Annotated in this window: 22 protein-coding genes and 1 riboswitch; of the genes, 6 read left to right on the top strand and 16 right to left on the bottom strand. The window is 58.3% G+C overall.

Annotation, left to right across the window (positions count from 1 at the left end; all coding sequences use genetic code 11):
- Window positions 1-29: 29 nt before the first annotated feature.
- Window positions 30-1,382, bottom strand: coding sequence for a uracil-xanthine permease family protein (locus tag G364_RS0108295; protein WP_019934681.1), 1,353 nt, complete (start codon window positions 1,380-1,382; stop codon window positions 30-32).
- Window positions 1,383-1,690: 308 nt separating this feature from the next.
- Here G364_RS0108295 and G364_RS0108290 point away from each other — a divergent pair, with 308 nt between their 5' ends.
- Window positions 1,691-2,722 (top strand): LacI family DNA-binding transcriptional regulator, encoded by a 1,032-nt coding sequence (locus G364_RS0108290; protein ID WP_019934680.1) that lies wholly within the window; start codon window positions 1,691-1,693, stop codon window positions 2,720-2,722.
- A 1-nt stretch (window position 2,723) separates the two neighbouring features.
- On the opposite strand, the gene hemN is transcribed toward G364_RS0108290, so the two are convergent.
- The 5 genes from hemN to G364_RS0108265 are packed head-to-tail and all read right to left on the bottom strand — an operon-like array spanning window position 2,724 to window position 6,429.
- Window positions 2,724-4,091, bottom strand: coding sequence for an oxygen-independent coproporphyrinogen III oxidase (gene hemN / locus G364_RS0108285; protein WP_019934679.1), 1,368 nt, complete (start codon window positions 4,089-4,091; stop codon window positions 2,724-2,726).
- Window positions 4,092-4,104: 13 nt separating this feature from the next.
- Window positions 4,105-4,563, bottom strand: coding sequence for a DUF2489 domain-containing protein (locus tag G364_RS0108280; RefSeq protein WP_019934678.1), 459 nt, complete (start codon window positions 4,561-4,563; stop codon window positions 4,105-4,107).
- Window positions 4,560-5,111 carry a Der GTPase-activating protein YihI gene (yihI, locus tag G364_RS0108275; RefSeq protein WP_019934677.1) on the bottom strand — a complete coding sequence of 184 codons (552 nt, stop codon included), beginning with the start codon at window positions 5,109-5,111 and terminating at the stop codon, window positions 4,560-4,562. The genes G364_RS0108280 and yihI overlap by 4 nt, the downstream gene beginning before the upstream one ends.
- On the bottom strand, window positions 5,108-5,767 hold the full coding sequence (locus tag G364_RS0108270; RefSeq protein ID WP_026344788.1) for a class I SAM-dependent methyltransferase: 660 nt from the start codon (window positions 5,765-5,767) through the stop codon (window positions 5,108-5,110). The genes yihI and G364_RS0108270 overlap by 4 nt, the downstream gene beginning before the upstream one ends.
- Window positions 5,768-5,811: 44 nt before the next feature.
- Window positions 5,812-6,429: a c-type cytochrome gene (locus G364_RS0108265; protein WP_026344787.1), complete on the bottom strand. Its 618-nt coding sequence runs from the start codon at window positions 6,427-6,429 to the stop codon at window positions 5,812-5,814.
- Between the two features lie 208 nt (window positions 6,430-6,637).
- Between G364_RS0108265 and yihA the strand changes: the two genes are divergently transcribed.
- Both yihA and rsuA read left to right on the top strand, forming a co-directional pair.
- Window positions 6,638-7,210 (top strand): ribosome biogenesis GTP-binding protein YihA/YsxC, encoded by a 573-nt coding sequence (yihA, locus tag G364_RS0108260; RefSeq protein ID WP_051089273.1) that lies wholly within the window; start codon window positions 6,638-6,640, stop codon window positions 7,208-7,210.
- Window positions 7,210-7,896: a 16S rRNA pseudouridine(516) synthase RsuA gene (rsuA, locus tag G364_RS0108255; protein ID WP_019934673.1), complete on the top strand. Its 687-nt coding sequence runs from the start codon at window positions 7,210-7,212 to the stop codon at window positions 7,894-7,896. The genes yihA and rsuA overlap by 1 nt, the downstream gene beginning before the upstream one ends.
- 198 nt (window positions 7,897-8,094) lie before the next feature.
- Here rsuA and G364_RS0108250 read toward each other — a convergent pair whose 3' ends face one another.
- Window positions 8,095-10,938, bottom strand: a complete 2,844-nt coding sequence (locus tag G364_RS0108250; protein WP_026344786.1) for a PAS domain-containing protein — start codon at window positions 10,936-10,938, stop codon at window positions 8,095-8,097.
- Window positions 10,913-11,083: a hypothetical protein gene (locus tag G364_RS17195; RefSeq protein ID WP_019934671.1), complete on the bottom strand. Its 171-nt coding sequence runs from the start codon at window positions 11,081-11,083 to the stop codon at window positions 10,913-10,915. The genes G364_RS0108250 and G364_RS17195 overlap by 26 nt, the downstream gene beginning before the upstream one ends.
- 140 nt (window positions 11,084-11,223) lie before the next feature.
- On the opposite strand from G364_RS17195, the gene G364_RS0108240 reads away from it, so the two are divergent.
- Genes G364_RS0108240 through G364_RS0108230 form a run of 3 tightly spaced genes read left to right on the top strand, consistent with a single transcriptional unit; the run spans window position 11,224 to window position 14,414 of the window.
- Window positions 11,224-12,849, top strand: a complete 1,626-nt coding sequence (locus G364_RS0108240) for a diguanylate cyclase (RefSeq protein WP_019934670.1) — start codon at window positions 11,224-11,226, stop codon at window positions 12,847-12,849.
- Entirely contained in the window at window positions 12,846-14,000 is a 1,155-nt protein-coding gene (locus G364_RS0108235; protein ID WP_019934669.1) for a response regulator, read from the top strand. Before G364_RS0108240 ends, G364_RS0108235 begins: the two co-directional genes overlap by 4 nt.
- Before the next feature lie 18 nt (window positions 14,001-14,018).
- Window positions 14,019-14,414, top strand: a complete 396-nt coding sequence (locus G364_RS0108230) for a response regulator (RefSeq protein WP_019934668.1) — start codon at window positions 14,019-14,021, stop codon at window positions 14,412-14,414.
- A gap of 8 nt (window positions 14,415-14,422) precedes the next feature.
- Here the strand turns inward: G364_RS0108230 and mnhG are convergent, their stop codons facing one another.
- The 8 genes from mnhG to thiD form a co-directional block, all read right to left on the bottom strand.
- Window positions 14,423-14,797: a monovalent cation/H(+) antiporter subunit G gene (gene mnhG, locus G364_RS0108225; RefSeq protein ID WP_211212434.1), complete on the bottom strand. Its 375-nt coding sequence runs from the start codon at window positions 14,795-14,797 to the stop codon at window positions 14,423-14,425.
- Window positions 14,787-15,062 (bottom strand): cation:proton antiporter, encoded by a 276-nt coding sequence (locus G364_RS0108220; RefSeq protein WP_019934666.1) that lies wholly within the window; start codon window positions 15,060-15,062, stop codon window positions 14,787-14,789. The genes mnhG and G364_RS0108220 overlap by 11 nt, the downstream gene beginning before the upstream one ends.
- 3 nt (window positions 15,063-15,065) lie before the next feature.
- Complete coding sequence (locus G364_RS0108215; protein ID WP_019934665.1) at window positions 15,066-15,539, bottom strand: Na+/H+ antiporter subunit E; 474 nt, start codon at window positions 15,537-15,539, stop codon at window positions 15,066-15,068.
- A complete protein-coding gene (locus tag G364_RS0108210; RefSeq protein ID WP_040614559.1) occupies window positions 15,536-17,038 on the bottom strand; it encodes a Na+/H+ antiporter subunit D in 1,503 nt (500 codons plus the stop codon). Before G364_RS0108210 ends, G364_RS0108215 begins: the two co-directional genes overlap by 4 nt.
- Window positions 17,035-17,382 (bottom strand): Na+/H+ antiporter subunit C, encoded by a 348-nt coding sequence (locus G364_RS0108205; protein ID WP_019934663.1) that lies wholly within the window; start codon window positions 17,380-17,382, stop codon window positions 17,035-17,037. The genes G364_RS0108210 and G364_RS0108205 overlap by 4 nt, the downstream gene beginning before the upstream one ends.
- Window positions 17,383-17,811 carry a Na+/H+ antiporter subunit B gene (locus tag G364_RS0108200; RefSeq protein ID WP_019934662.1) on the bottom strand — a complete coding sequence of 143 codons (429 nt, stop codon included), beginning with the start codon at window positions 17,809-17,811 and terminating at the stop codon, window positions 17,383-17,385.
- Window positions 17,811-20,108, bottom strand: coding sequence for a putative monovalent cation/H+ antiporter subunit A (locus G364_RS0108195; protein ID WP_019934661.1), 2,298 nt, complete (start codon window positions 20,106-20,108; stop codon window positions 17,811-17,813). Before G364_RS0108195 ends, G364_RS0108200 begins: the two co-directional genes overlap by 1 nt.
- A 198-nt stretch (window positions 20,109-20,306) precedes the next feature.
- On the bottom strand, window positions 20,307-21,113 hold the full coding sequence (gene thiD, locus G364_RS0108190; RefSeq protein ID WP_019934660.1) for a bifunctional hydroxymethylpyrimidine kinase/phosphomethylpyrimidine kinase: 807 nt from the start codon (window positions 21,111-21,113) through the stop codon (window positions 20,307-20,309).
- Window positions 21,114-21,149: 36 nt separating this feature from the next.
- Window positions 21,150-21,251: riboswitch (TPP riboswitch) on the bottom strand.
- Window positions 21,252-21,476: the final 225 nt, after the last annotated feature.

Below are 21,476 nucleotides of genomic sequence, written 5' to 3'. Positions count from 1 at the left end.
GCCGGGCCGCCGCTGGCCGCCCGGGAAAATCAGCGGCCCTGCAGCCGCGCCTTGTCTGCCGGCCCGGCGTCCGCCCCAGTGGATCGGCAATGAAACAGGGCGTTCATCAGGGCGGCGGTCAGTGCCCCCATGGCCACGCCGTTGCCCAGCAGGGAGGCCAGGCCGGACGGGAACTGGCTGTAGGCACCGGGCACCAGAATGGGGAACAGGCCCACCGCCAGCGCTACCGCCACCACATACATGTTGCCGTGCTGGCGCAGGTCGACCCGGCGCAGCATGTCGATGCCCATGGTGCCGACGATGGCGAACACCACCATGCCGGTGCCGCCGACCACGGCCTCGGGCACGGCGTGGATCACCCGTGCCAGGAGGGCCAGCAGGGCAAAAAGGATCAGCAACAGGCCGGACATCAGGGTGACATAGCGAGAGCGAATGCCGGTGGCCCGCACCACGCCGATGTTTTCGCCGCTGGTGATGATAAGCGAAGTGCCGAACAGGCCACCGAGCAGGGACACGGCGGCGTCGCCACGAATGGTCTTGGCCACGTCCACTTCCGGATCCAGCTTCTTGTCGACCACCTCGCCGATGGCCAGGGTCTGGCCGGTGGCTTCCACCATGGAGATCAGGCAGAAAATCATCAGCGGCAGCGACGCCACCAGATCAAACTTGGGCATGCCAAAGGGCAGCAGGGTCGGCAGGCTGAACAGCGGAAACAGCGCCAGGCCGTCGAGGGCAACGGCACCGCACAGCACCGCGACCAGAGTGCCGCCCAGCAGGCCCAGCAGGATCGCCAGCTGGCCCAGCATGCCCTTGAGCACCCGGGCAAACAGCAGGGTAAAGCCGATGGTGGCAAAGGCCAACAGCAGGTTGAGGGGATCGGCATAGCCCTCGCTACCGGCCTTGCCCACCACCAGAAAGCCCGAAATCTTGATCAGGTTGATGGCCACCAGCAGCAGCATGGTGCCCACCACCACGGACGGAAAAAACCGCAGCAGCCGGCGAAACAGCGGCAACACCAGAAAATAGAACAGCGCCGTCAGGATCACCGCCCCCGAGGCGGTGGCCACGTCGGTTTGCTGGGCCACCAGAATAAACAGGATAATGGGGGCGCCGCCGGGCAGCATGATAAACGGCAGGCGGGCACCGAAGCCGCGCCAGCCCACGGACTGCAACAGGGTGCCGAGACCGCAGACGATAAAGGTGGCGCTCAGCAGATTGATGGTCAGCTCGGGGGAAAAATCCAGCGCCGTGGCCATCAGAAACACCGAGGCGATGGGCGACGCCGCCATCACCAGTACGTGCTGCAGACCAAAGGCCAGCAGGGTTTTCAGGGGCAGCTTTTCATCAACGGGCGGAATAACGTCCTTGTGGACTTGGGACATGGTGGACTCCTGGAAAAACATGGCCGTCATGGGGGGAACCGGCACTCCAAACCCTAACCCAAATCGATTTGGGTTAGGGCAAATAATAAACCGCCATCCGCAAGGGACCACGGTGACTCCGGCACAACCACACCGGACGATTTCGGCGGAAAACCGCAACCAAATCGATTTGGCGAACAATATTCAAAGTTGAATGGCCTGTCAAGGCGACGGTTCCCAATCGAAAATGCTGGGTAAATCGATTTGGCCTCGCTCAAACTCAGCAATGGTATACTCGGCGCATCGCTCTTCAGTTCGCAGAAATTCACATGAGTTCAGCCAAAGCCGGCGCCCGGCGTCGCCTGACCATCGCCGATGTTGCCGCCGCCGCCGGGGTGTCCCGCACCACCGTCTCCCACGCCCTCAACGACCGGGGCCAGGTTGATCCCCAGACCCGGGCCCGGGTCAAGCAGGTGGCGCGCGAGCTGGGCTACAGCCCCAACCTGCGCGCCCAGCGGCTGCGCACCGGCCGCACCCACACCATCGCCCTGCTCTCCTCCATGCCCTTTGCGGTGGCCGGCGGGCCGTCCCGGCTCGGTTTTATGATGGAGGTGGCGGCGTCGGCAGCAGAAGCGGCGCTGAAACAGGGGCTGGCCCTGGTGCTGGTGCCGCCGCTGGCAGAAGCCAGGGGCCTGCTGGATGAGCTGGATGTGGACGGTGCCATCATTATCGAGCCGGTGGCCCATGACCCCCAGGTGACCCAGTTGCAGCGCCGGGGCATCAAGGTGGTGTCCATCGGCCGCCAGCCCGAGGCCGGGCCCGCCGTGCCCTATGTGGACATGCAGGCCGGCGTCACCGGCCGGTTGCTGCTGGAGCACCTGGCAGATCAGGGCGCACGCCATATTGCGCTGCTGATCGGTCAACAGTCCCGTCACTCCTACGTGGATGTGGAGCAGGCCTACCGGGACTTTAGCGAACGTCACGGCCTGCCCTGTTTGACCATCAAGGCGGACGAAACCGGCGGTGAAGACGCCGGTGCCGAAGCCTGCCGCCGGCTGCTGGCCGACCATCCCGAACTGGACGCCATTTGTGCGCCGGTGGATGCCTTTGCGGTGGGTGCGGTGCGGGCCCTGCAGCAAGCCGGAAAGCGGGTACCGGAAGACGTGCGGGTGGTCACCCGCTATGACGGGCTGCGTGCCCAGAAGTGCGAGCCGCCGCTGACGGCGGTCAATCTGCATCTGGCGGAGGTGGCCAGCCAGGCCATCGGCCTGTTGCTGGGCCATATCGGCGGCAAGGCGACGGCGGACATAGTGCAATGTCCGCCGCCCGAGCTGATTGTGCGCCCTTCTTCGGCGAACTGAATCAGATCACCCGGGAAAACTGCTGGCGGCGGGCCTGTTTGCGGGAGTGCACGTCAAAGCACATGCAGATATTGCGGATCAGCAGCCGGCCTTTGGGAGTCACGCTGATGCGACCGGCTTCACGTACCACCAGACCGTCGTCCACAAAAGTCTGCAGCAGCTCGAAATCCTCGGCGAAATAGTCATTGAAGATGATGCCGTATTGCGCCTCAAGGGGCGCGAACTCCAGCTCGAAGTTACAGATTAAGGTCTTGATCAGATCCCGGCGCAGGCAGTCATCCTGGTTCAGGGCATATCCCACACTCTGGGCATGACCCAGTTCATCAAGCTGAGCGTAATACTCTTTCAGCTCCTTGAGGTTCTGGGAGTAGGCATCGCCAATCATGCTGATGGACGAGACTCCCAGCCCCAGCAGATCGCATTCCCCCTGAGTGGTGTAGCCCTGAAAGTTACGGTGCAGCTCGCCGCTGCGCTGGGCCACCGCCAGGCTGTCGTCGGGCAGGGCAAAGTGATCCATGCCGATAAACTGGTAGCCCTGCCCGGTCAGGTAGCGAATGCTGTCCTGCAGCATGGACAGCTTCACCGCCGGTGCCGGCATGTCTTCGTCTTTCAGCTTGCGCTGGGCGGCAAAGCGGCTGGGCAGGTGAGCGTAGTTGAACACCGACAGCCGCGCCGGCTGCATGGCCACCACCTGCTCCAGGGTGTGGTGAAAGCTTTCCGGAGTCTGCAGCGGCAGACCGTAGATCAGGTCCAGGTTGGTAGAGACAAACCCCAGCTCCGTGGCCCGGGCCACCAGCGCCTTGATAAAGTCGTTATCCTGCTCCCGGTTAACCACCTTTTGTACGTCTTTATTGAAGTCCTGCACCCCCAGACTGATGCGGTTAAAGCCTTCCGTCTTGAGCACATCAAGCAACTCCAGCTCAATGCGGCGGGGATCGATCTCAATACTGAACTCGCCTTCATCGGCAAAGTGAAAATGCCGGCGCAGCAGGCCGTTCAGCCGCTGAATTTGCGGTGCGGTGAGAAAGGTGGGGGTGCCACCGCCCCAGTGCAGCTGGGTCACGGTGCGGCCGGCAAAGCGCGGGGCCATGGCGGTAATTTCCCGCTCCAGATAGTCCAGATAGATATCGGCCTTGCTCTGATGTCGGGTGATTACCTTGTTGCAGCCACAGTAGTAACAAAGCTTATGGCAGAACGGAATATGCACATAGAGTGACAGCGGGCGTTCCGGGTAGCGGGCGGCGGCCGCGTCGAACTCAGCCATGCCAAAGTCGCTGTTAAACTCGAGGGCGGTAGGATAAGAAGTATACCGCGGCCCCGAGTAATTATATTTTTCGATGAGGGACTGATCCCACTCGATGACTGACATTTCTCCTCCCCGGTCAGCGACCGGGCAGTTCCATCGTTGCCAGTCGCTCGACCTCAATTTTTATGGTGGCTTCCAGCTCGCCTTCATGGCCGGCCCGCTGCAGGTCCTGGCGCATGCGCTCATTGCGTTTGAGTTGCTTGCGGGCCTCGTGGGTCGGCAGCTCTTTCACTCTGTCATAGAGATCGTAGAGGCCGGGATAGTCCTCGGCAAAGTTTCTGGGCTGGTCAAACTGCAGGGCATTCAGCAGGTTGGTCAGACGAATGGCCCCTTCCGACAGGTTGCACTGGTCTTCTTTTACCGCCTTGGCAATCACTCGCACACTTTCCAGAATGCGGTCGTTGCGTTTGGCAATGGCCTGCTGCCGGAATTGAGTTTGCTGGCGCAAGCGCGCCAGCAAACTGCCTGCATATACGGCCAGCCCCACTATGATGACGCCGCCCGCGAGGGCGGCAATCAGCCAGGGTGAGATCATGACTTGTCTTCCTCTTTGCGATATTGAGCAGGATCAAGCTCGGCATCCATAAAGCGATCCCAGAGGTCATCGCCGGGTTCGCCGTCGTCTTCTTCCTCTTCATCCAGCAGGCCGAGCTGCTCGAGCAGCTGCTGATGGCGGGCCAGGGTACGGTCGAGCCAGGTTTTGTCTTCCTTGCTGAGCTTGTCGCCCTCTTCCACTCTGTCGAGCAGGGTGTTGAGCCGCTCGTCATTTTCCAGCTGTTCCAGCTCCTGCTCGGGGCTGAGTTTGGGCCTGGCCACAGGCCGGGCACGAGCCACTGCCGCCTGTTGCTGCTGGTTATCTTCCTGCACCAGTGCCACCGGCTTGCGGGAGCCCAGGCGTGGATCCTGAGCAGATTTCTGGTTGTGGCCGCTCTGCTTGCCGCCCTCTACATTATGGCGTGAACCCGGGGCCAGGCCTTTACGCTTGGCCTTGCGCTTGCGTTCCCTGCTTTGCTCGGCGGTTTCGCGGTTTTCCTTGCGGGCACCGATACGACCCGGAGTGCGGGCCTTTTTGATACGTGTCATAACAACTCCGGTTTGTGCAGAAGAATAACATCGGCACCGATAAATTCGATGCCGAGCCCGTCCCGTTCTGCCAGCCACATAAAGGTGTCGCGGCTGAAAAAGCAGACATGGGTAGGATCCTGTTTATAGTGCCAGGTGGCAAAAGCCGCCTGGTCCCGGGCCAGCTTGGTCATGATTCCCAGCCAGCCGCCCGGCTTGAGCATGGTCAGCAAGCGCTGCCATTCCCGCCCGGGTTGATAAAAATGCTCGATTGCCTCGGTACAGGTTACAAAATCATACTGCTGCTGCAACCGTGCAGGGTAATCCGCATAGTAAGGGTCATAGGTAGTGACCGTAAAACCCGCCTCGTTAAACATGGCCGCCAGCGCCGGCCCGGGTCCACAGCCAAAATCCAGCCCTTTGCTGCCCGCGCCCAGGCGTGCCATCAGCGGACTGGCCAGCCGGCTTAAAAAGCGCCGGTAACCAGCGTCCTGAGCATCATTCTGGTGCAGATCATACTCGGCTTTTTCTGCATTTTGAGTCAGCCGGGCAGCAGGATCCACAAAAATCAGCCGGCAGCGGGCGCATTGATAGTAGGCTCGGTGATCCTGATAAAACAAACTGTGGTCGGGGGCAGCACAAAGCGGACAGCAAACGCTGAGGGAAAGAGGGGGCATCAACAAACCAGAAAAGTGAGGGGCCGTCCGGCCCCCGTCATCAATCAGTGCAGGCCAGCCACATACTGTGACAGCACGGCAATATCGTCGTCGGTCAGCTTGGTGGCGATATCGCGCATCATGCCGTTGGGGTCGTTATTGCGCTCGCCGCTGCGGAACATTTCCAGCTGAGACTTGATGTAAGCCGGGTGCTGGCCGCTCAGGCTGGGGAATTTGGCAGACTCCAGGCCTTCGCCGCGGGGGCCGTGGCAGGCAATACAGGCAGTAATGCCGCGCTCGATGTCACCACCCTGATACAGGGCAGAACCACGCTCAACCACCTCTTCTGCAACCGGTACCGGCGTAATGGCCTGAGTCGCATAATAGGCGGCCAGATCGGCCATGTCCTGCTCGGACAGCGGCATGGCCATGCCACCCATGATGGCGTTGGCACGACCGGTGCCACCAGTGGCGGCAGCCTTGAACTCGGCCAGCTGCTTCTCGAGGTAAGAGGCGTGCTGTCCGGCAATTTTCGGATACATGTCGGTCGGGCTGTTACCGTCGCTGCCATGGCAGGCAACACAGGTGGCGGATTTGGCCTTTCCGGCTTCGACATCGCCCTGGGCCTGTGCGGTACCGGCCACTCCGAGCATTAAGGCTAGCGTGAAAACAATTTTTTTCATGACGTTCCGACTTCTCGTTGTTAGAGCTTCCAGATCACATACCTGCAAGGGCATGTTACAATGCGATTCAAAAAACCGCACTATTCTACACAATTTTGCCGGAAAGTAATCAGGGCGACGTCATAACCTCGGGGAATTCACATTGAACAACAACAAGATAAACTTTAATGCCGTCCGCTTTGTTACCAGCGCACCCAACATACGGCAGATGCCGGAAGACACCGGTGTGGAGATTGCCTTTGCCGGCCGCTCCAATGCCGGCAAATCCTCTGCTTTAAACACAATCACCCAGCACAAATCACTGGCCCGCACCAGTAAAACCCCCGGCCGCACTCAGCTGATCAATGTGTTTGAGCTGAGCGAGGGCAAGCGCCTGATCGACCTGCCCGGCTACGGCTACGCCAAGGTGCCGGAAGAAATGAAGCTGAAATGGCAGGAGGCGCTGTCGGAATATCTGCAGCAACGGGACAGCCTCAAGGGGCTGGTGGTGCTGATGGATATTCGCCATCCGCTGAAAGACATCGATCAGCAGCTGCTGCAATGGGCCAGCGACTGCGAGCTGCCGGTACTGGCGCTGCTGACCAAGTGCGACAAGCTGAAATCCGGTGCCCGCAAGGCAGAAGTGCTCAGAGTGCGCGAAGCCGTGGCCATCTTTGGTGGCAGCATTCGGGTTGAAGCCTTCAGCTCGCTCAAGGGGCTGGGCGTGGATCAGGCCAAGGAAGTGCTGACCGAGTGGCTGACGCAGGATGATGACAACACCACTGAAGAAGAACCCGCCTGATGCGCCTGGATCGCTTTTTGTGTGAGGCCACCGGTCTGACCCGCTCTTTAGCCAAAAAGGCGCTGGCCCGGGGCGAGGTCACGGTGAACGACGAGCTGGTTAAAAAGGGCGATATTAAAATCGACGCTCAGCAGGTGCACCTGGATGGCCGCCTGCTGAGTCTGCAGCCGCCCCGCTACCTTATGCTGCACAAGCCTGAGGGCTATATCAGCGCCACTCAGGACGAGGTACACCCCTGTGTGCTGCAGCTGCTTCCCCCTGAGCTGACCTCAGGCCTGCAATGCGCCGGCCGGCTGGACCTGGACACCACCGGCCTGCTGCTGCTGACCGATGACGGCCAGTGGTCTCACCGGCTGCGCTCGCCCAAACGGGCCTGCCACAAAACCTACCGGGCAGAGCTGGCCGAGCCCCTGGCCGCCGATGCTGCTGCACGCTTTGCCGAAGGCCTGCTGCTGCACGGTGAAGACAAGGCAACCCTGCCTGCCACCCTTGAAATCATCTCACCCACCCAAGTGCTGCTGACCATACAGGAAGGCAAATACCATCAGGTAAAGCGCATGTTCGCCGCTGTTGGCAACCGGGTTACTTCCTTGCACCGGCTACAAATTGGCGATATTAAGCTGGATGCCGCCCTCGCCGAGGGAGAGTGGCGGCACCTGACCGCCGAGGAAGTGGCGTCCGTCTAAAAGCAGCCGGAAGCTTTAAGCCTCCTAATACAACGTAATGCGAAGCATCAGTGCGGTTGCGCTCCGCCGACACGCTTCGAGCCCATCCATGGGACGCTCGGCAAATGTCATCCCTGACATTTGACGGTCGGCTTTGGCAATCCCCACTGCTGCTTCGAGCAGCATCGACGTTGTCTGCAAGACGATGCCACTTACAGCTTACGGCTTAAAGCTTTGTGTTACGGGGATTTCCAGCCAGAAGCAGGCACCTTCGCCTTCCGTTGAGTCAAACCCAACGTCGCCGTTCATGCGCTGCATCAGCTCACGGGTAATGGCCAGACCCAGGCCGGTGCCACCTTTTTTGCGGGTGTCGGAGCTGTCAGCCTGAGCAAATTTTTCAAAAATACGCGGCTTAAACGCTTCCGGCACACCTTCGCCCTGGTCCTGCACTCGCAAACAAACCCGCTCATGGCCCGCCGGTATGATATCAATACTTACCTCACCACCATCCGGAGAAAACTTCACTGCATTAGACAATAAATTAGCCAGAGCCTGAAACAGTCTGTCTCTGTCTGCCAGTACGGTCACCTCTTGCGCCGGAGTGGTAAATACCAGTTGCACCCCCCGGCTCTGGCCCAGAGGTTTATGACTTTCCAGCGCGTCATGCACCAGCGCCACCAAAGCCACTGGCTGCAGCTCAAAATGCATTTTGCCCGCCACCAGCTTTTCCATATCCAGCAGATCGTTAATCAGCAGATTAAGCCGCCGGCTGTTGTTGTAGGCCACTGTTATCAGTTTGCTGATCTGCGGAGTCAGCTCGCCCATGGCCCCCTGTGCCAGCAACCCGAGCGATCCGGTAATGGCTGTCAGCGGAGTGCGCAGTTCGTGACTGACCACAGACACAAATTCCTTTTGCAGCTGCGCCACCTTTTTCAGCTCGGTAATATCTTCGGTCAGGGTCCAGCACAGTGAACGGCCACTGGCATCCTGCAAAAACATAGCTTGCTGGCGCACCGGAAAACGGCTGCCGTCGCGCCGCTGCAGCTCTTTTTCAAAAGCAGTGCTGCGCCCCTGTGCCTGCAGCTGCTGCCGGGCCTGCTGATCGGCAGCGGCATGCTCCGCTGGCGTCAGTGCCGTCAGCGGCATTTGCTGCAGTTCGGCCTTGCTGTAGCCGGTGGCCTCCAGAAAAGCCGGATTAGCATCCAGAATATCGCCGCTGCCGGCATCACTTAACGTAATGCCGATGAAAGACAGCTCAAACAGCCCGCGCAGCCGTTGCTCGCTGGCGGCCAGCGCCAGCTCTGCCTGCTTCTCGTGCTCAATATTAGTGAGATAGCCATGCCAGATGGTGCTGCCGTCTTCCAGACGCTCAGGCCGAGCCCGATTTTCTACCCAATGAGTGCTGCCATCATGCTGCAATACGCGATATTGGGCGTGCCATTCCGACAGTGCCTGCTCGGAGCGGGTGATGCTGCGAACGACTTTTGGCAGATCATCAGCATAAATGCGATCAAAAATAATGCCGGCGTCTTCCCGCACCACCTCGGGAGATACCCGGTAAATATGCTCAATACCGGCACTGCTGTAGGGAAAAGCACTGTGGCCGTCAGGCCAGCGGCGATACTGATAAATCATGCCCGGCAGCTGGTTGGCCAGCTTGTTCAGCCGCTCCTGATGTCGCTGCCGGCCCAGCAAGTCGCCAAGCCAGTGTGCCATCAATGACAGGAACATACGGTCGGTGTCATCAAACGGCCGGACTCGCGGCGTGACGGAAGAAAAGTTGAGCGTACCGCACAGCTCACCGTCCACCATCAGCCGGGTGGCAATGTAAGCTTCCAGCCCCATGGCCCGGTAGCAGTCGGCGTCGGCATAGTGCGACTGACCCATATGGTCAATGGCCAGCACGCCCCTTTGCTCCAGCATCAGCCGGCAATACGTCTGTGCCACTTCAAATTTCAGCCCGGGTGCTATGCCCGCCTCCACCGGGGCCGACACCCAGCGCACCACATAGACATTACCGATAATCTCGCTGGCAATGCCCTGGTCCAGCTGCAAAAACTCCTTACCCAGAGCCAGTGCCTGCGTAATACGTTCATGCACGGTGCCTTCCAGCTTAAATGCCATCTGGTTGAGCAGCGTCAGCGCCTGATTACGCCGCTCCAGCTGCTCCAGTGTTTCACGCTCATGGCTGATATCAATATGAGTGCCGTAAATCACATCGGGCCGTGTATCAAACTCGCCATTTAACCGCCGGCCCTGCGTGTGCACCCAAATCCAGTGGCCCGATTTATGACGCATTCTTACCCGGCATTCATATACCGGCTCCAGCCCCTTGATGTGCCGGTCAAGCATGGTTTCGGCCATGACCAGGTCTTCCGGGTGCACCAGGCTCTGCCAGGTAGCCAGGCTGGTGTTACCCAGCTCGCTAAGCTGATAACCCAGCATGCCCGCCCAGTTTTCGTTAAAGTGGCAGCGGCCTGTTTTAAGCTCACACTGCCAGGTACCGATGTTAGCGGCCTCAATCAGCATCTGTGCTCTGTACTCACTCTCTGCCAGACTGTTACGTAACCGCTCCTGCCGCTGATAGCCCAGCAGCTCTTCTACACAGTCAGCCAGTTCCCGCAGCAGGCTCTGCTGCTGCACATCAAATTGCCGGGGCTGGCTATCAATCACGCACAGCGTGCCAATACGGTAGCCATCTTCAGTATGCAGTGGCGCGCCGGCATAAAAGCGTATGTGTGGCTCGCCGGTGACCAGCGGATTATCGGCAAAGCGTTCATCTTCCAGGGCATTACTTACCACCAGTACACTGTTATCCAGAATGGCATGGCCACAGAAGGAAATATCTCTGCCGGTTTCACACACACCCAGCCCCTGAGCCGACTTGAACCACTGCCGGCTGTCATCCACCAGAGAGACCAGAGCGATATCTACCCTGAATAATCGCTGTGCCATGCCGGTAAGCCGGTCAAAACGGGCTTCTGCCGGTGTATCCAGCAAACCGGTATCCAGCAGCGCCTGCAGCCGCTGCAACTCATTAAATGGCAGAGGGGGTATTTTCATGGTTGTTCTCTCGTTGCAGATAGCCGGCCCTGACGGTTACATTAAACGAATGCTGGTTGTATAGCTGTTCACCATAGTGCGGCAAGACGTTATGAGCCGTGACCAGCACAATAAACGAGGTACCGGCAAACGTAAGCAGCGCCATTCGCTCTTTTCAGAGCAAGAACCCTGTCACGGATACCTTGCAGTTATGGCAACAAAACGACGACATAGACTTAAATAAAGCATTATCAGTATATGCCGGTCATGACATAACAAAAGCAAGATAAGCGCCTGGAGCCAAATATGTCCGAAACAACACAGCTCAATCAACAACTGGTGATGCTGCGGGAGCGCTTTATCAGCCGCACTGCCGGTGAGCTGACGGCAATACTGAACCGGCTTGATGCCCAACAGCAGGATGACTTGTTGCAGGACTGCCAGCAGCTGCTGCACCGGCTGGCCGGTTCATCAGGCACTTTTGGCCTGCGCACTCTGGGTGAGCAGGCCGCCCTGGCAGAGCAATGGCTGAAACAACAGCAGGCCGCCGGGCTGCCGTTCACCGCCCTGCAGGCAAAGCTCCGTGAACAGCTGTTGCAACTGACACAACATCTTACTCCCGAAGAGACGCCTGGCACTGCCGTTACCCTGCCGGCCCAGGCTCAGTGCGAGCTGCTGGTGGCAGGGCATGAACTGGCCGCTCTTGCCGAGGCACTCTCACACTACGGTTTTAAACTGCACCATGTAAATGAATGCACCAATCTGCCCGCCGGATTCTGGCATCCACAGCTGATGATATTGACCAGTGCCGGCCAGCTTGCCGCGGCCATCAGCTGGAATCAGGACTCGGCCGGCGATGCCCAGACCGCCACCCTGCTGTGTGCCACAACAGAAACCCGCTTTGAGCAACAATATCAGCTGGCAGAACAGGGAGTTGACGGCGTATTCACCCTGCCTGCAGATGTGCCTGAGCTGGCTGAACATATCGAGCGGCTGCGCAGTGAGCATCAGCAGATAAGCAAAGCCCGGGTACTTTTGCTGGACGATGATGAAGCACTGGCAGAGCACTACCGGCTGGTGCTGGCTGCTGCCGGCATACAGACGAAAGTGCTGATCCAACCCGATACCCTGATGGCCGCGCTGACCGAGTTCAGACCCGATATTCTGCTGATGGATATTCATATGCCGCCCTGGTCCGGCACCATTATTGCGCGTATGGTGCGGTTTCACCCTCAGTGGCTCAGTCTGCCCATTATTTATCTGTCATCAGAACAGGATCAGGATCGTCAGCTCAACGCTCTGGCACAGGGCGCGGATGAATTTATCTGTAAGCCCATTTCCGATGCCCGGCTGGTGCGTACCGTTGGCATTTTGTGCCGGCGGGCCCGCCAGTTATCACGGCTGGTTTCCAGTGACGGTCTGACCGGCCTGCTTAATCATCCTCATATCAAACAGGCATTGATTCATGAACACGGCATCTCCCGCCGGCTGGGCCATCAGGCCATGGTGGCCATGCTGGATCTGGATCACTTCAAAGCAGTGAATGATACCCATGGCCATGCCAGTGGCGATCAGGTGATCCGCACGCTTGCCCATTTGCTGAAACGACGACTGCGCAACACCGATTCGCTGGGCCGTTATGGCGGTGAGGAATTTGTCGTCGTGCTGCCGGGCTGTGACGCCGGCAAGGCAAGGGCTCTTTTTCAGAAACTGTGTCAGGACTTTGCCGAGCTCGATTTTCACGGCCCCTGTCGCACCTTCAGAGTGACGGTGAGTATCGGGCTGGCCACGCTCAATGAATTTGACCATGCAGAGCAGGCTCTCTATGCCGCAGACACGGCTCTTTATGCTCAGAAACAACGCGGACGAAACGGTGTCACTGACTATGCTGAACTCAGCTCGCCGGCAACAGACACACAGGTGACCGATTGAAGGTATTACTGCTTGAAGATGATGAACTGGTCGCCAGTCTGATAGAAGCCGTTCTCACCGGACTGGCGGCGGACATTCATGTCCACCATGCTGCCACTCTGACCGCTGCCCGTCATATCTGGCAGCGCCAGGGGGCCGATCTGGTATTGTGCGACTGGAACCTGCCCGACGGCTATGGCCTGGATCTGGTGCGAACCATTCGGCAGTCCAGCGAGCACACCCCTGTGATTATTGTCAGTGCCAGCTCCGATCGGGATAACGTAAAACGGGCGCTGCACCTGGGCGTGATCGACTTTATTGCCAAGCCTTTTGATGTCAGTACCCTGCACCAGCGATTATTGCCGGTGTTTGAACGCATTAATGCTGCCGAACTGTCTGACAGTCCCTCATTACCCCTTCTGGACTACTGGCTGGAGCAGGCACTGGGAGCAAAGCTGCAGCTGCCCGGCGAGCTTGGCGCAGAGACAATTACGCCACTGTTGAATCAGCCAGCCCCCTTAACGCCCACCGAACTGGCTGCCCGCTGGAAAAATGAAACCGCCCTTGTCACCCGGTTGCTGCAGCTGGCCAACAATATTTCCCTCAAGCGCAGCGGCAACGCCATCTCCCGGCCGGCAGATGCCATTTCCATTCTGGGGGTGGCCATGTCACTGAACTGTGCCATGGCCATGGCCCTGAACAGTGCCCGGGGGCTGAGCCATCCGGTGCTGAAGCAGCAGGCAGCCCTGTATCAGGCCCATGCCGAGCAGGTGGCGGCCATTGCCCGGGCCATGGCGCTGAGCATTGAGCTGGACGGCGCCAGCTGCCATGCTGCCGGCCTGCTATGCCGCTGCGGTGAGCTGGCGCTGTTGCGCACGCTGCAGGACTATCTTGATCAGGGCGGCAAGATCGACGACCACAAGATTGAAGACATACTCAAACGGTGGGGGCCGCGCTATGGCAACCGTCTTAAAATTCAGTGGCAGTTGCCCATACCGCTAAGAGAGCTGATTGGCGCTGTCCATGTGCCGCCCACCCAGACTACCCGCAAGGCGCTGCTGGTGATGCATCTGGCAGGTCTGCGGGTTTCCTCCCGACTCCATGGTCCGGAAGCGGAGCGGTTATTGCGCCGGGCCGGACTGAATCCCGACAAATGGCTGAACAAAGCCTGACACTTATCAGGAAGATCAATGAAAAATACAGGGATACTTGAACGCATCTTATATGTCGAAGACGACGAGGACATTGGCGACATTGCCCGGCTGACGCTGGAAATGGTGGGCGGTTTTACGGTGCTGCTGTGTGCCTCGGGTGAGCAGGCACTGGCCGAGGCTGCCGCTTTTGCGCCGGACATGATACTGCTGGATGTCATGATGCCGGGCATGGACGGCCCCGGCACCCTGGCGGCCCTGCGCCGGCAACCTGCGCTGGCACAGGTTCCCGCCGTTTTTATGACCGCCAAAATGCAGCCTCAGGAAATTGCCGCCTACAAGGTACTGGGTGCCGTTGATGTAATTGCCAAACCCTTTGATCCCATGGCACTGCCAGAGCAGATTCGGGCTATCTGGCGCGCTGCCGGGGCATAGATAACGGGCTAGTCGTCGTGCTTGCGCGCCGAGCTGCCGAGCTTGTGGGTTTTCAGATCGTAGCGCTCTTTAATCACGTCTTTTACCGTGCCTTCCCATAGTCTGATGCCCACAAAATAACCGGCCCGGGCCAGCACATGGGCGGCTACCGGAGCGGTCATAATCACAAACACCACCACCGCCAGCGCCCGCACCACCAGGCTGGCCTGAGGAAAATAGACCGCAAAGGCACAGGCCATCAGGCCCGCGCCCAGCGCACCGGCCTTACTGGTAGCATGCATGCGGGTAAGCAGATCGGGCATGCGCATGATGCCCACCCCCGCCAGCAGCATCAGAAAGGATCCCAGCAACAGCAAGGCACCGGTCATTATCTCAGTCATCATCACGCTGGCCTCCCCGCTCCAGATATCGTGCAAAGCCTACTGCCGCCATAAAGGAGGTCAGCGCCAGCACGATCACCACATCAATCAATACCGGCTCATCAAAGGCCACACTGTACAGCAGAATAAAACCAATGGTCATGGAGGCAATGACCTCCAGCGCCACCACCCGATCCGGCAGTGTGGGGCCAATCAGCAGTCGTGCCGTGGCCAGTACCAGACCCAGACTCAAAAACACAAACGACAGGGTAAGAGCAAGTTCAAACATGGCTTATCCCAGCAAATCAATAACACGGGCCTCAAGGGCCTTGAACTCCGCCAGCTGGCGGGACTCATCTTCCAGATACATCAGATGCACATACAGCACTCGGCGGTCACTGGAGACATCCAGCGCCAGCGAGCCCGGCGTGGCGGTGATCAGGTTGGCCAGAATGGTAATGCCCCCTTCATCTTTCAGATCCAGCGGAATGGCAATCACGCCCGGGCGCATTAAGTGGGTGGGCGTCAGCACATCGTAAGCCACGCGGGCATTAGACTTTATCAGGTCCCAGATAAAGAAAAGCGCAAAGCTGATAATACGTGGTGCCTTGCCGAAATAGCGGGCAAAGGTGGGTTTGTCCCGGCCCACATAGGCCAGCACCAGATAGCTGAGCAGCACTCCAATTACCAGATTGCTGATGGTGTAATTACCGGACAGCGCAACCCAGGCCAGCGCCAGCAGCATATTCCATCCAAAGGCTTTCATTGGCTTCCTCCCAGCACGGCATTGATATAGACCGACGGTGACGTCAGTTGCTCCGCCGTGGCCATGGCCAGCTGCACAAACCACTCGGCACCAAAACCGATGGTCAGGGTCATCAGCGCCAGCACGGCAACAGGCGCATACAGCACATACAGATGCGGATCCCGCTCACCACGCAGTGGCTTGGCGTCATTGGGCAGTTTTTTCCAGAACGCTTCAGCCCAGATCTTGATCATGGAATACAGCGTCAGCAGACCCACTATCAGCGCCATGGTCACCATCAGCCAGTGGCCTTCAATCACGCCGGCCTTGATCACGGTAAACTTGGCAAAAAAGCCCGACAGCGGCGGCAGCCCCGCCAGTGACATGGCCGGTACCAGAAACAGCGCCGCCAGCCAGGGAGCCGAGCGATACAGGCCCCCCAGATGAGCCAGATCATAACTGCCGTGATAGCGATACATAATGCCGCTGATCAGAAACAGATTGGTCTTCACTATGATGTGGTGAAAGATATAGAACACCCCGCCAGCAATGGCCAGCGGCGTGAACAGCGCCAGCCCCACCAGCATGTAACCAATCTGACTGATAATGTGAAACGAGAGAATGCGCCGCACTTCAAACTGGGCCGCCGCCCCCAGTACGCCGGTTACCATGGTGAAAATACCCATGGCCATCAGCACTGTGCCGTGGGTAAAGCCGGTATCCTGCACAAAAATCAGACTGAACACTCGATACAGCGCATACACCCCCACCTTGGTGAGCAGACCGGCAAACACCGCCGAAATGGCCACCGGTGGTGTGTGGTAGGACGCCGGCAGCCAGAAAAACAGCGGAAACGCCGCCGCCTTGATGCCAAAGGCCACCAGAAACAGCATGGCTATGACAGTCACCAGCCCGGCCTGATCGGCACCGTTCAGCTTTACTGCCAGATCCGCCATATTCAGGGTACCGGCATAGCCATAGAGCAGCCCGACTGCGGTAAGGAACATGGCCGAGGAAATCAGGTTCAGGGTCACATACTTGATGGCCCCTTCCATCTGGGCCCGCTCACCCCCCAGAATCATCAGACCAAAAGAGGCGATCAGCAGTATCTCGAACCACACATAAAGGTTGAAGATATCTCCGGTAAGAAAAGCCCCTACTACGCCTGCCAGCATCAGATGCAGCAGAGGATAGTAACCAAAGGCTTCGTGGCTGCGGGTCATGGTGGCCAGCGAATACACCGCCACTGCCAGACCGATAATACCGGTGACCACCACCATAATGGCACTGAGCAGATCGGCCACCAGACTGATGCCATAGGGGGCCGGCCAGCTGCCCATATGGGCCACCTGAATGCCGTCTGTCTGTACCTTTTGCAGCAATACCACAGAGGCCACCAGCAAACCGGCACCGGAGAATACGGAAATCCAGCGCTGCACATTGCGCCAGCGCCAGCAGGTAAGACACAAGGCCCCTGCCAGCATGGGAATAAGGATGGGTATCACGACTTCTGGTTTCACGAATCGGTGCTCTTCATTTCGTTAACATCATCGGCGCCAATCACTTCATATGCCCGGTGGATCAACACCACGGCAAAGGCAAGCACCCCAAAACTGATCACAATGGCGGTCAGGATCAACGCCTGCGGCAGCGGATCGGCAATGGCTTTCACCGGTACGCTCAGCCCCTGCGGAATCAGAGGTGGCGCGCCCCGCACCAGACCGCCGCTGGTAAAGATCAGCAGGTTAGCGGCATTAGACAGAATAATAAGGCCGATCACCAGTTTCACTACGCTGCGTCGCAGCATCATATAAAGCGCGGTGGCATAAAGGCCGCCCACCACAAAGGCAAACAGGTTTTCCATTTATTCCTCCACCTTGGCCAGGGACAGCATAATGGTGGTCACCACACCGATAACCACCAAAAATACACCGATATCAAAAAACAGCGGCGTACTCAGCTTGAGATCACCAATGCCAGGCAGCCACACTGTCCACCACTGGCTGGACAAAAACGGCTGACCTTTCAGCACCATGCCCACCACACCGCTGGCCAGCGCCAGCAGCAGACCACAACCCATCAGCAGCTGGCTTTCCACTCCCATCAGCTTGCGGGTGCTGCTGGCATCAAAGGCAAACATATGCAGAGCAAAGGCCCCGGATGCCACCAGGCCGGCAATGAAGCCACCGCCGGGTTCGTTATGGCCGCGCAGCAGCAGATACACCGCAAACAGCAGCAATAACGGCACCAGAAAGCGGGTGGCGGTCTGTAATATCAGAGACGAGCCTATCATCAGCGGTGTTCCTCCCAACGAAAGCGGATCATGGCGTTCACACCGATGGCTGCCAGCGCCAGCACAAAAATTTCTCCAAGAGTATCCAGCGCCCGGTAGTCCACCAGGATCACGTTCACTATGTTGCGGCCATGGGCTATGTCATAGCTGTTAGCTATCAGGTAACTGCTGATGCCTTCGCCCAGCGAAGACTGGTTCACGGTTAACACCATCATGGTCACCAGCACACCAAATACACCGGCTACAGTCGCATCCCGCCAGCGGGTGCGCGTGCTGGAAAGATCCTGAAAACCGGGCAGACGGAACAGCACCAGTACCAGCAGAATGACCGTCAGGGTTTCTACCAATATCTGAGTAATAGCCAGATCCGGCGCACTGAAAAACACATAAATCAGCGCCATGGAAAAGCCCAGCACACTTACCGCGGCCACGGCTCCCAGACGCAGATGAGTGGAGCAGACATAAATGACCGCCACCATCATCAGCAGACTGATCACCACTTCGTAGAGATAAACCCCTTCAAACGACAGTGAGTAGATAAAGGCGTCATGCGCCCAGAAGGCATATATCAGCAGACCTATGGTAGTCAGCAGTATGGTCATGATGTAGTTGGTCATGTAGCCGTTCTGCAGGACATGGGTCTGCCAGCGGGCCAGCCGCACCAGGCCGTCCATCATATGCTCATAGCCCCGTTCCGGACCGTAGGCCAGTGGATACAGCACCTTGCCCAGCGGCTGATAAATACGGCTCCAGCGACGGTACAGCAAAGCACCGGCCACCAGCGCGGCAGCACTGAACAGCAGCGGCAGATTAATGCCGTGCCACAGCGCCAGATCCAGATTTCCCGCCGGTGCCCCGCTGATGGCAGTGACCGCCGCCGTCAGCAGCGGCTCAGCCAAACCGGGCAACAACCCCAGCACCAGACTTAAGACTGCCAGCGCACTAAAGCCCAGACGCATGGCAAGGGGAGCTTCGTGAGGCGTTTTTGGAGTGGGTTTCAGCTTGCCGAAGAAAGGTTTGATGGCCACCAGGGCACTGGCAGCCACAATAGCCACAGCCGTGACCAATGCCAGCACCACCAGCAGCACAGACAGGGCGCGGGCACCCAAGGCCGCCTCAAACATCAGCTCTTTGGCAATAAAACCAAACAGCGGCGGTATACCCGCCAGTGACAAGGCCGCCACCCACAAAAACAGGGCCGTTTGTGGCATCAGCCGGGCCAGCCCGCCCAGCTCGCGCACATCCTTGGTACCGGTGGCATGATCCAGGGTACCGGCAGCCATAAAGAGCGCACCTTTGTACAACGCATGAGCCAGCAGAAAAATCATGGCCGCTTTCAGCGCCACCGGCGTGCCGATGCCAATCAGCATGGTCAGGGTGCCCAGCGCCATAATGGTGGAATAGGCCAGAATGCGTTTCAGATCTGTGCTGCATACCGACATGAGGGCACCCACCGTCATGGTAACAGCCCCCAACACCGACAGCGTCAGCATCCAGGCATCATGGCCCGCCATGACCGGCTGCAGCCGGGCCATCAGAAACACGCCCGCCTTAACCATGGTGGCGGAATGCAAATAGGCGCTGACCGGCGTGGGCGCGGCCATGGCATTGGGCAGCCAGAAGTGAAACGGGAACTGCGCCGACTTGGTGAAGGTGCCCGCCAGGATCAATATCATCATGGGCAAAAACAGCGGATGCTGTTGCAGTGCAGGGCCCTGCGCCAGCACCTCGGTCAGCTCATAGCTGCCGGCCATCCAGCCCAGCATGATCAGGCCTGTCATCAGTGCCAGGCCGCCACCCATAGTGACAAACAAGCCCTGCAGTGCCGCCTTGCGCGACTTTTCCTGCTCATGGTTAAAACCAATCAGCAGATAGGAAGTAATACTGGTCAGCTCCCAGAACACAAACAACCCGATCAAATTGCTACAGAGCACGACTCCCAGCATGGCGCTCATAAAGGCCAGCAGGTACATCAGCAGCTTGTGCCTGTCCTTGTTGCCCTCCAGATAGCGGCCGCCGTAGATCAGAATAAAGGTACCAATACCGGTGATCAGCAGCGCAAACATCAGGCTGAGGCCGTCGAGCAGAAAACTCAGGCCGATATCAAGACTGGGAATCCACTGATAGTGAAACTGAAGCGTCTCACCCGCGGTAATGAGAGGCCAGAAACCGGCAAAATAAACAAACAGACTCGCGGGTAATACCGCCAGAAACCAGCCAATATACTGGCCCAGCCGGGAGCTCAACATGGGCACCAGGGCGGCGAGAACAAAACCTGCCAAAACGGCAACAAGCATACGCAAGGCTCCTTTTCAGGCCCGTTCAGGGGCGTAAGGATCGGCAAATAGAAAGGAGAGACTTAGAATGCAGACTATAGCAGTGACTTATTTCGATTAACGATCAATGCGTTAATTCGTTGTTATTGATTATCATCGCAAGGAATACTACAAGCCGCCCCGGCCGGACGCAAGCGGGCCGGGACATTTGCACTGTGTTCAGCGGGCAAAAAAATGCTCCACCGGCCCTCGGCCCTGCCCTACTTTCAGACGAGCGCCGGCTTCAATGGCTCTTTCGATATAATGCTTGGCAGACGCTACCGCCAGCTCAAGCTCCAGGCCCTGAGCCAGATAGGACGCCAATGCGCCGGACAGGGTGCAGCCGGTGCCATGGGTGTTGGCGGTAATCACGCGGGGAGTATCAAAACAGCGCACATCGGCACCGTTGATCAGCCAGTCGGGGCTGCGCGGCTCCTGCTGCAAAAAACCACCTTTCAGCAGCACAGCCCGGCACTCCAGCTCGATCAGGGCAGCGATCAGCGGCTCCACTTCCCGCAGTGACGCGGGTATGTCCCTGCCGGTAAGGCAGGCAGCCTCCGGCAGATTGGGGGTGATCACATCCGCCAGCGGCAACAGCCGCTGTTTGAGACTGTTCACTGCGTCAGGAGCCAGCAGCATATCGCCGTTGGCACTGACCATGACCGGGTCCACCACCAGGTGCTGAGGCCGGTAGGCCTCAAGCGCGTCAGCCACCGTATTAATGGTATCCGCATCACCCAGCATACCTACCTTGACCGCGGCTACCGGCAGATCACTGAATACCGCCTCTAGCTGGGCGCGAATCATATCCTGGGGAACCGGATGTACCGCCGAGACTTTTTGCGTGTTCTGAGCGGTAATGGCGGTAATCACCGAACAAGCGTAACCGCCAGTGGCGGAGATGGCTTTAATGTCGGCCTGAACGCCGGCACCGCCGCCGCTGTCGGAGCCGGCAATGGAAAGAATAATGGCTTTGCTGCTGTGCATGTCCTTATGGTCCTTTATCTGGGCGCGAAAACCATAAGGCCACAGCCATCGGTTCCCTACGCCAGTATGAGCTGGATCAGGTTCAACGGGTTCGGCAATAATTGCCATCTCGGCCTTTCGGCACCCCGACCAATGACAGAAATCATACCCAGCCCACCGTTTAATTGCCAGCCGGCAGAGTTGAAACACACCAACTGTAATTTAGTAACATAAATTTTTTGTTGTATACAAAAGAAGAGGTGGATTGCAGGCAAAAAAAACGCCCTCAGCTAAAAACGCTGAAGGCGGCCTGAGCAGCATATTAATAAAATGCAAAAAGCTTGGCAGCATGGACTACTGCCTCTGTACCTGCTGCCACTATAA

Source organism: Oceanimonas smirnovii ATCC BAA-899, assembly GCF_000381965.1.
GTDB classification, from domain to species: domain Bacteria; phylum Pseudomonadota; class Gammaproteobacteria; order Enterobacterales; family Aeromonadaceae; genus Oceanimonas; species Oceanimonas smirnovii.
This window is presented reverse-complemented; position numbering and strand designations above follow the sequence as displayed.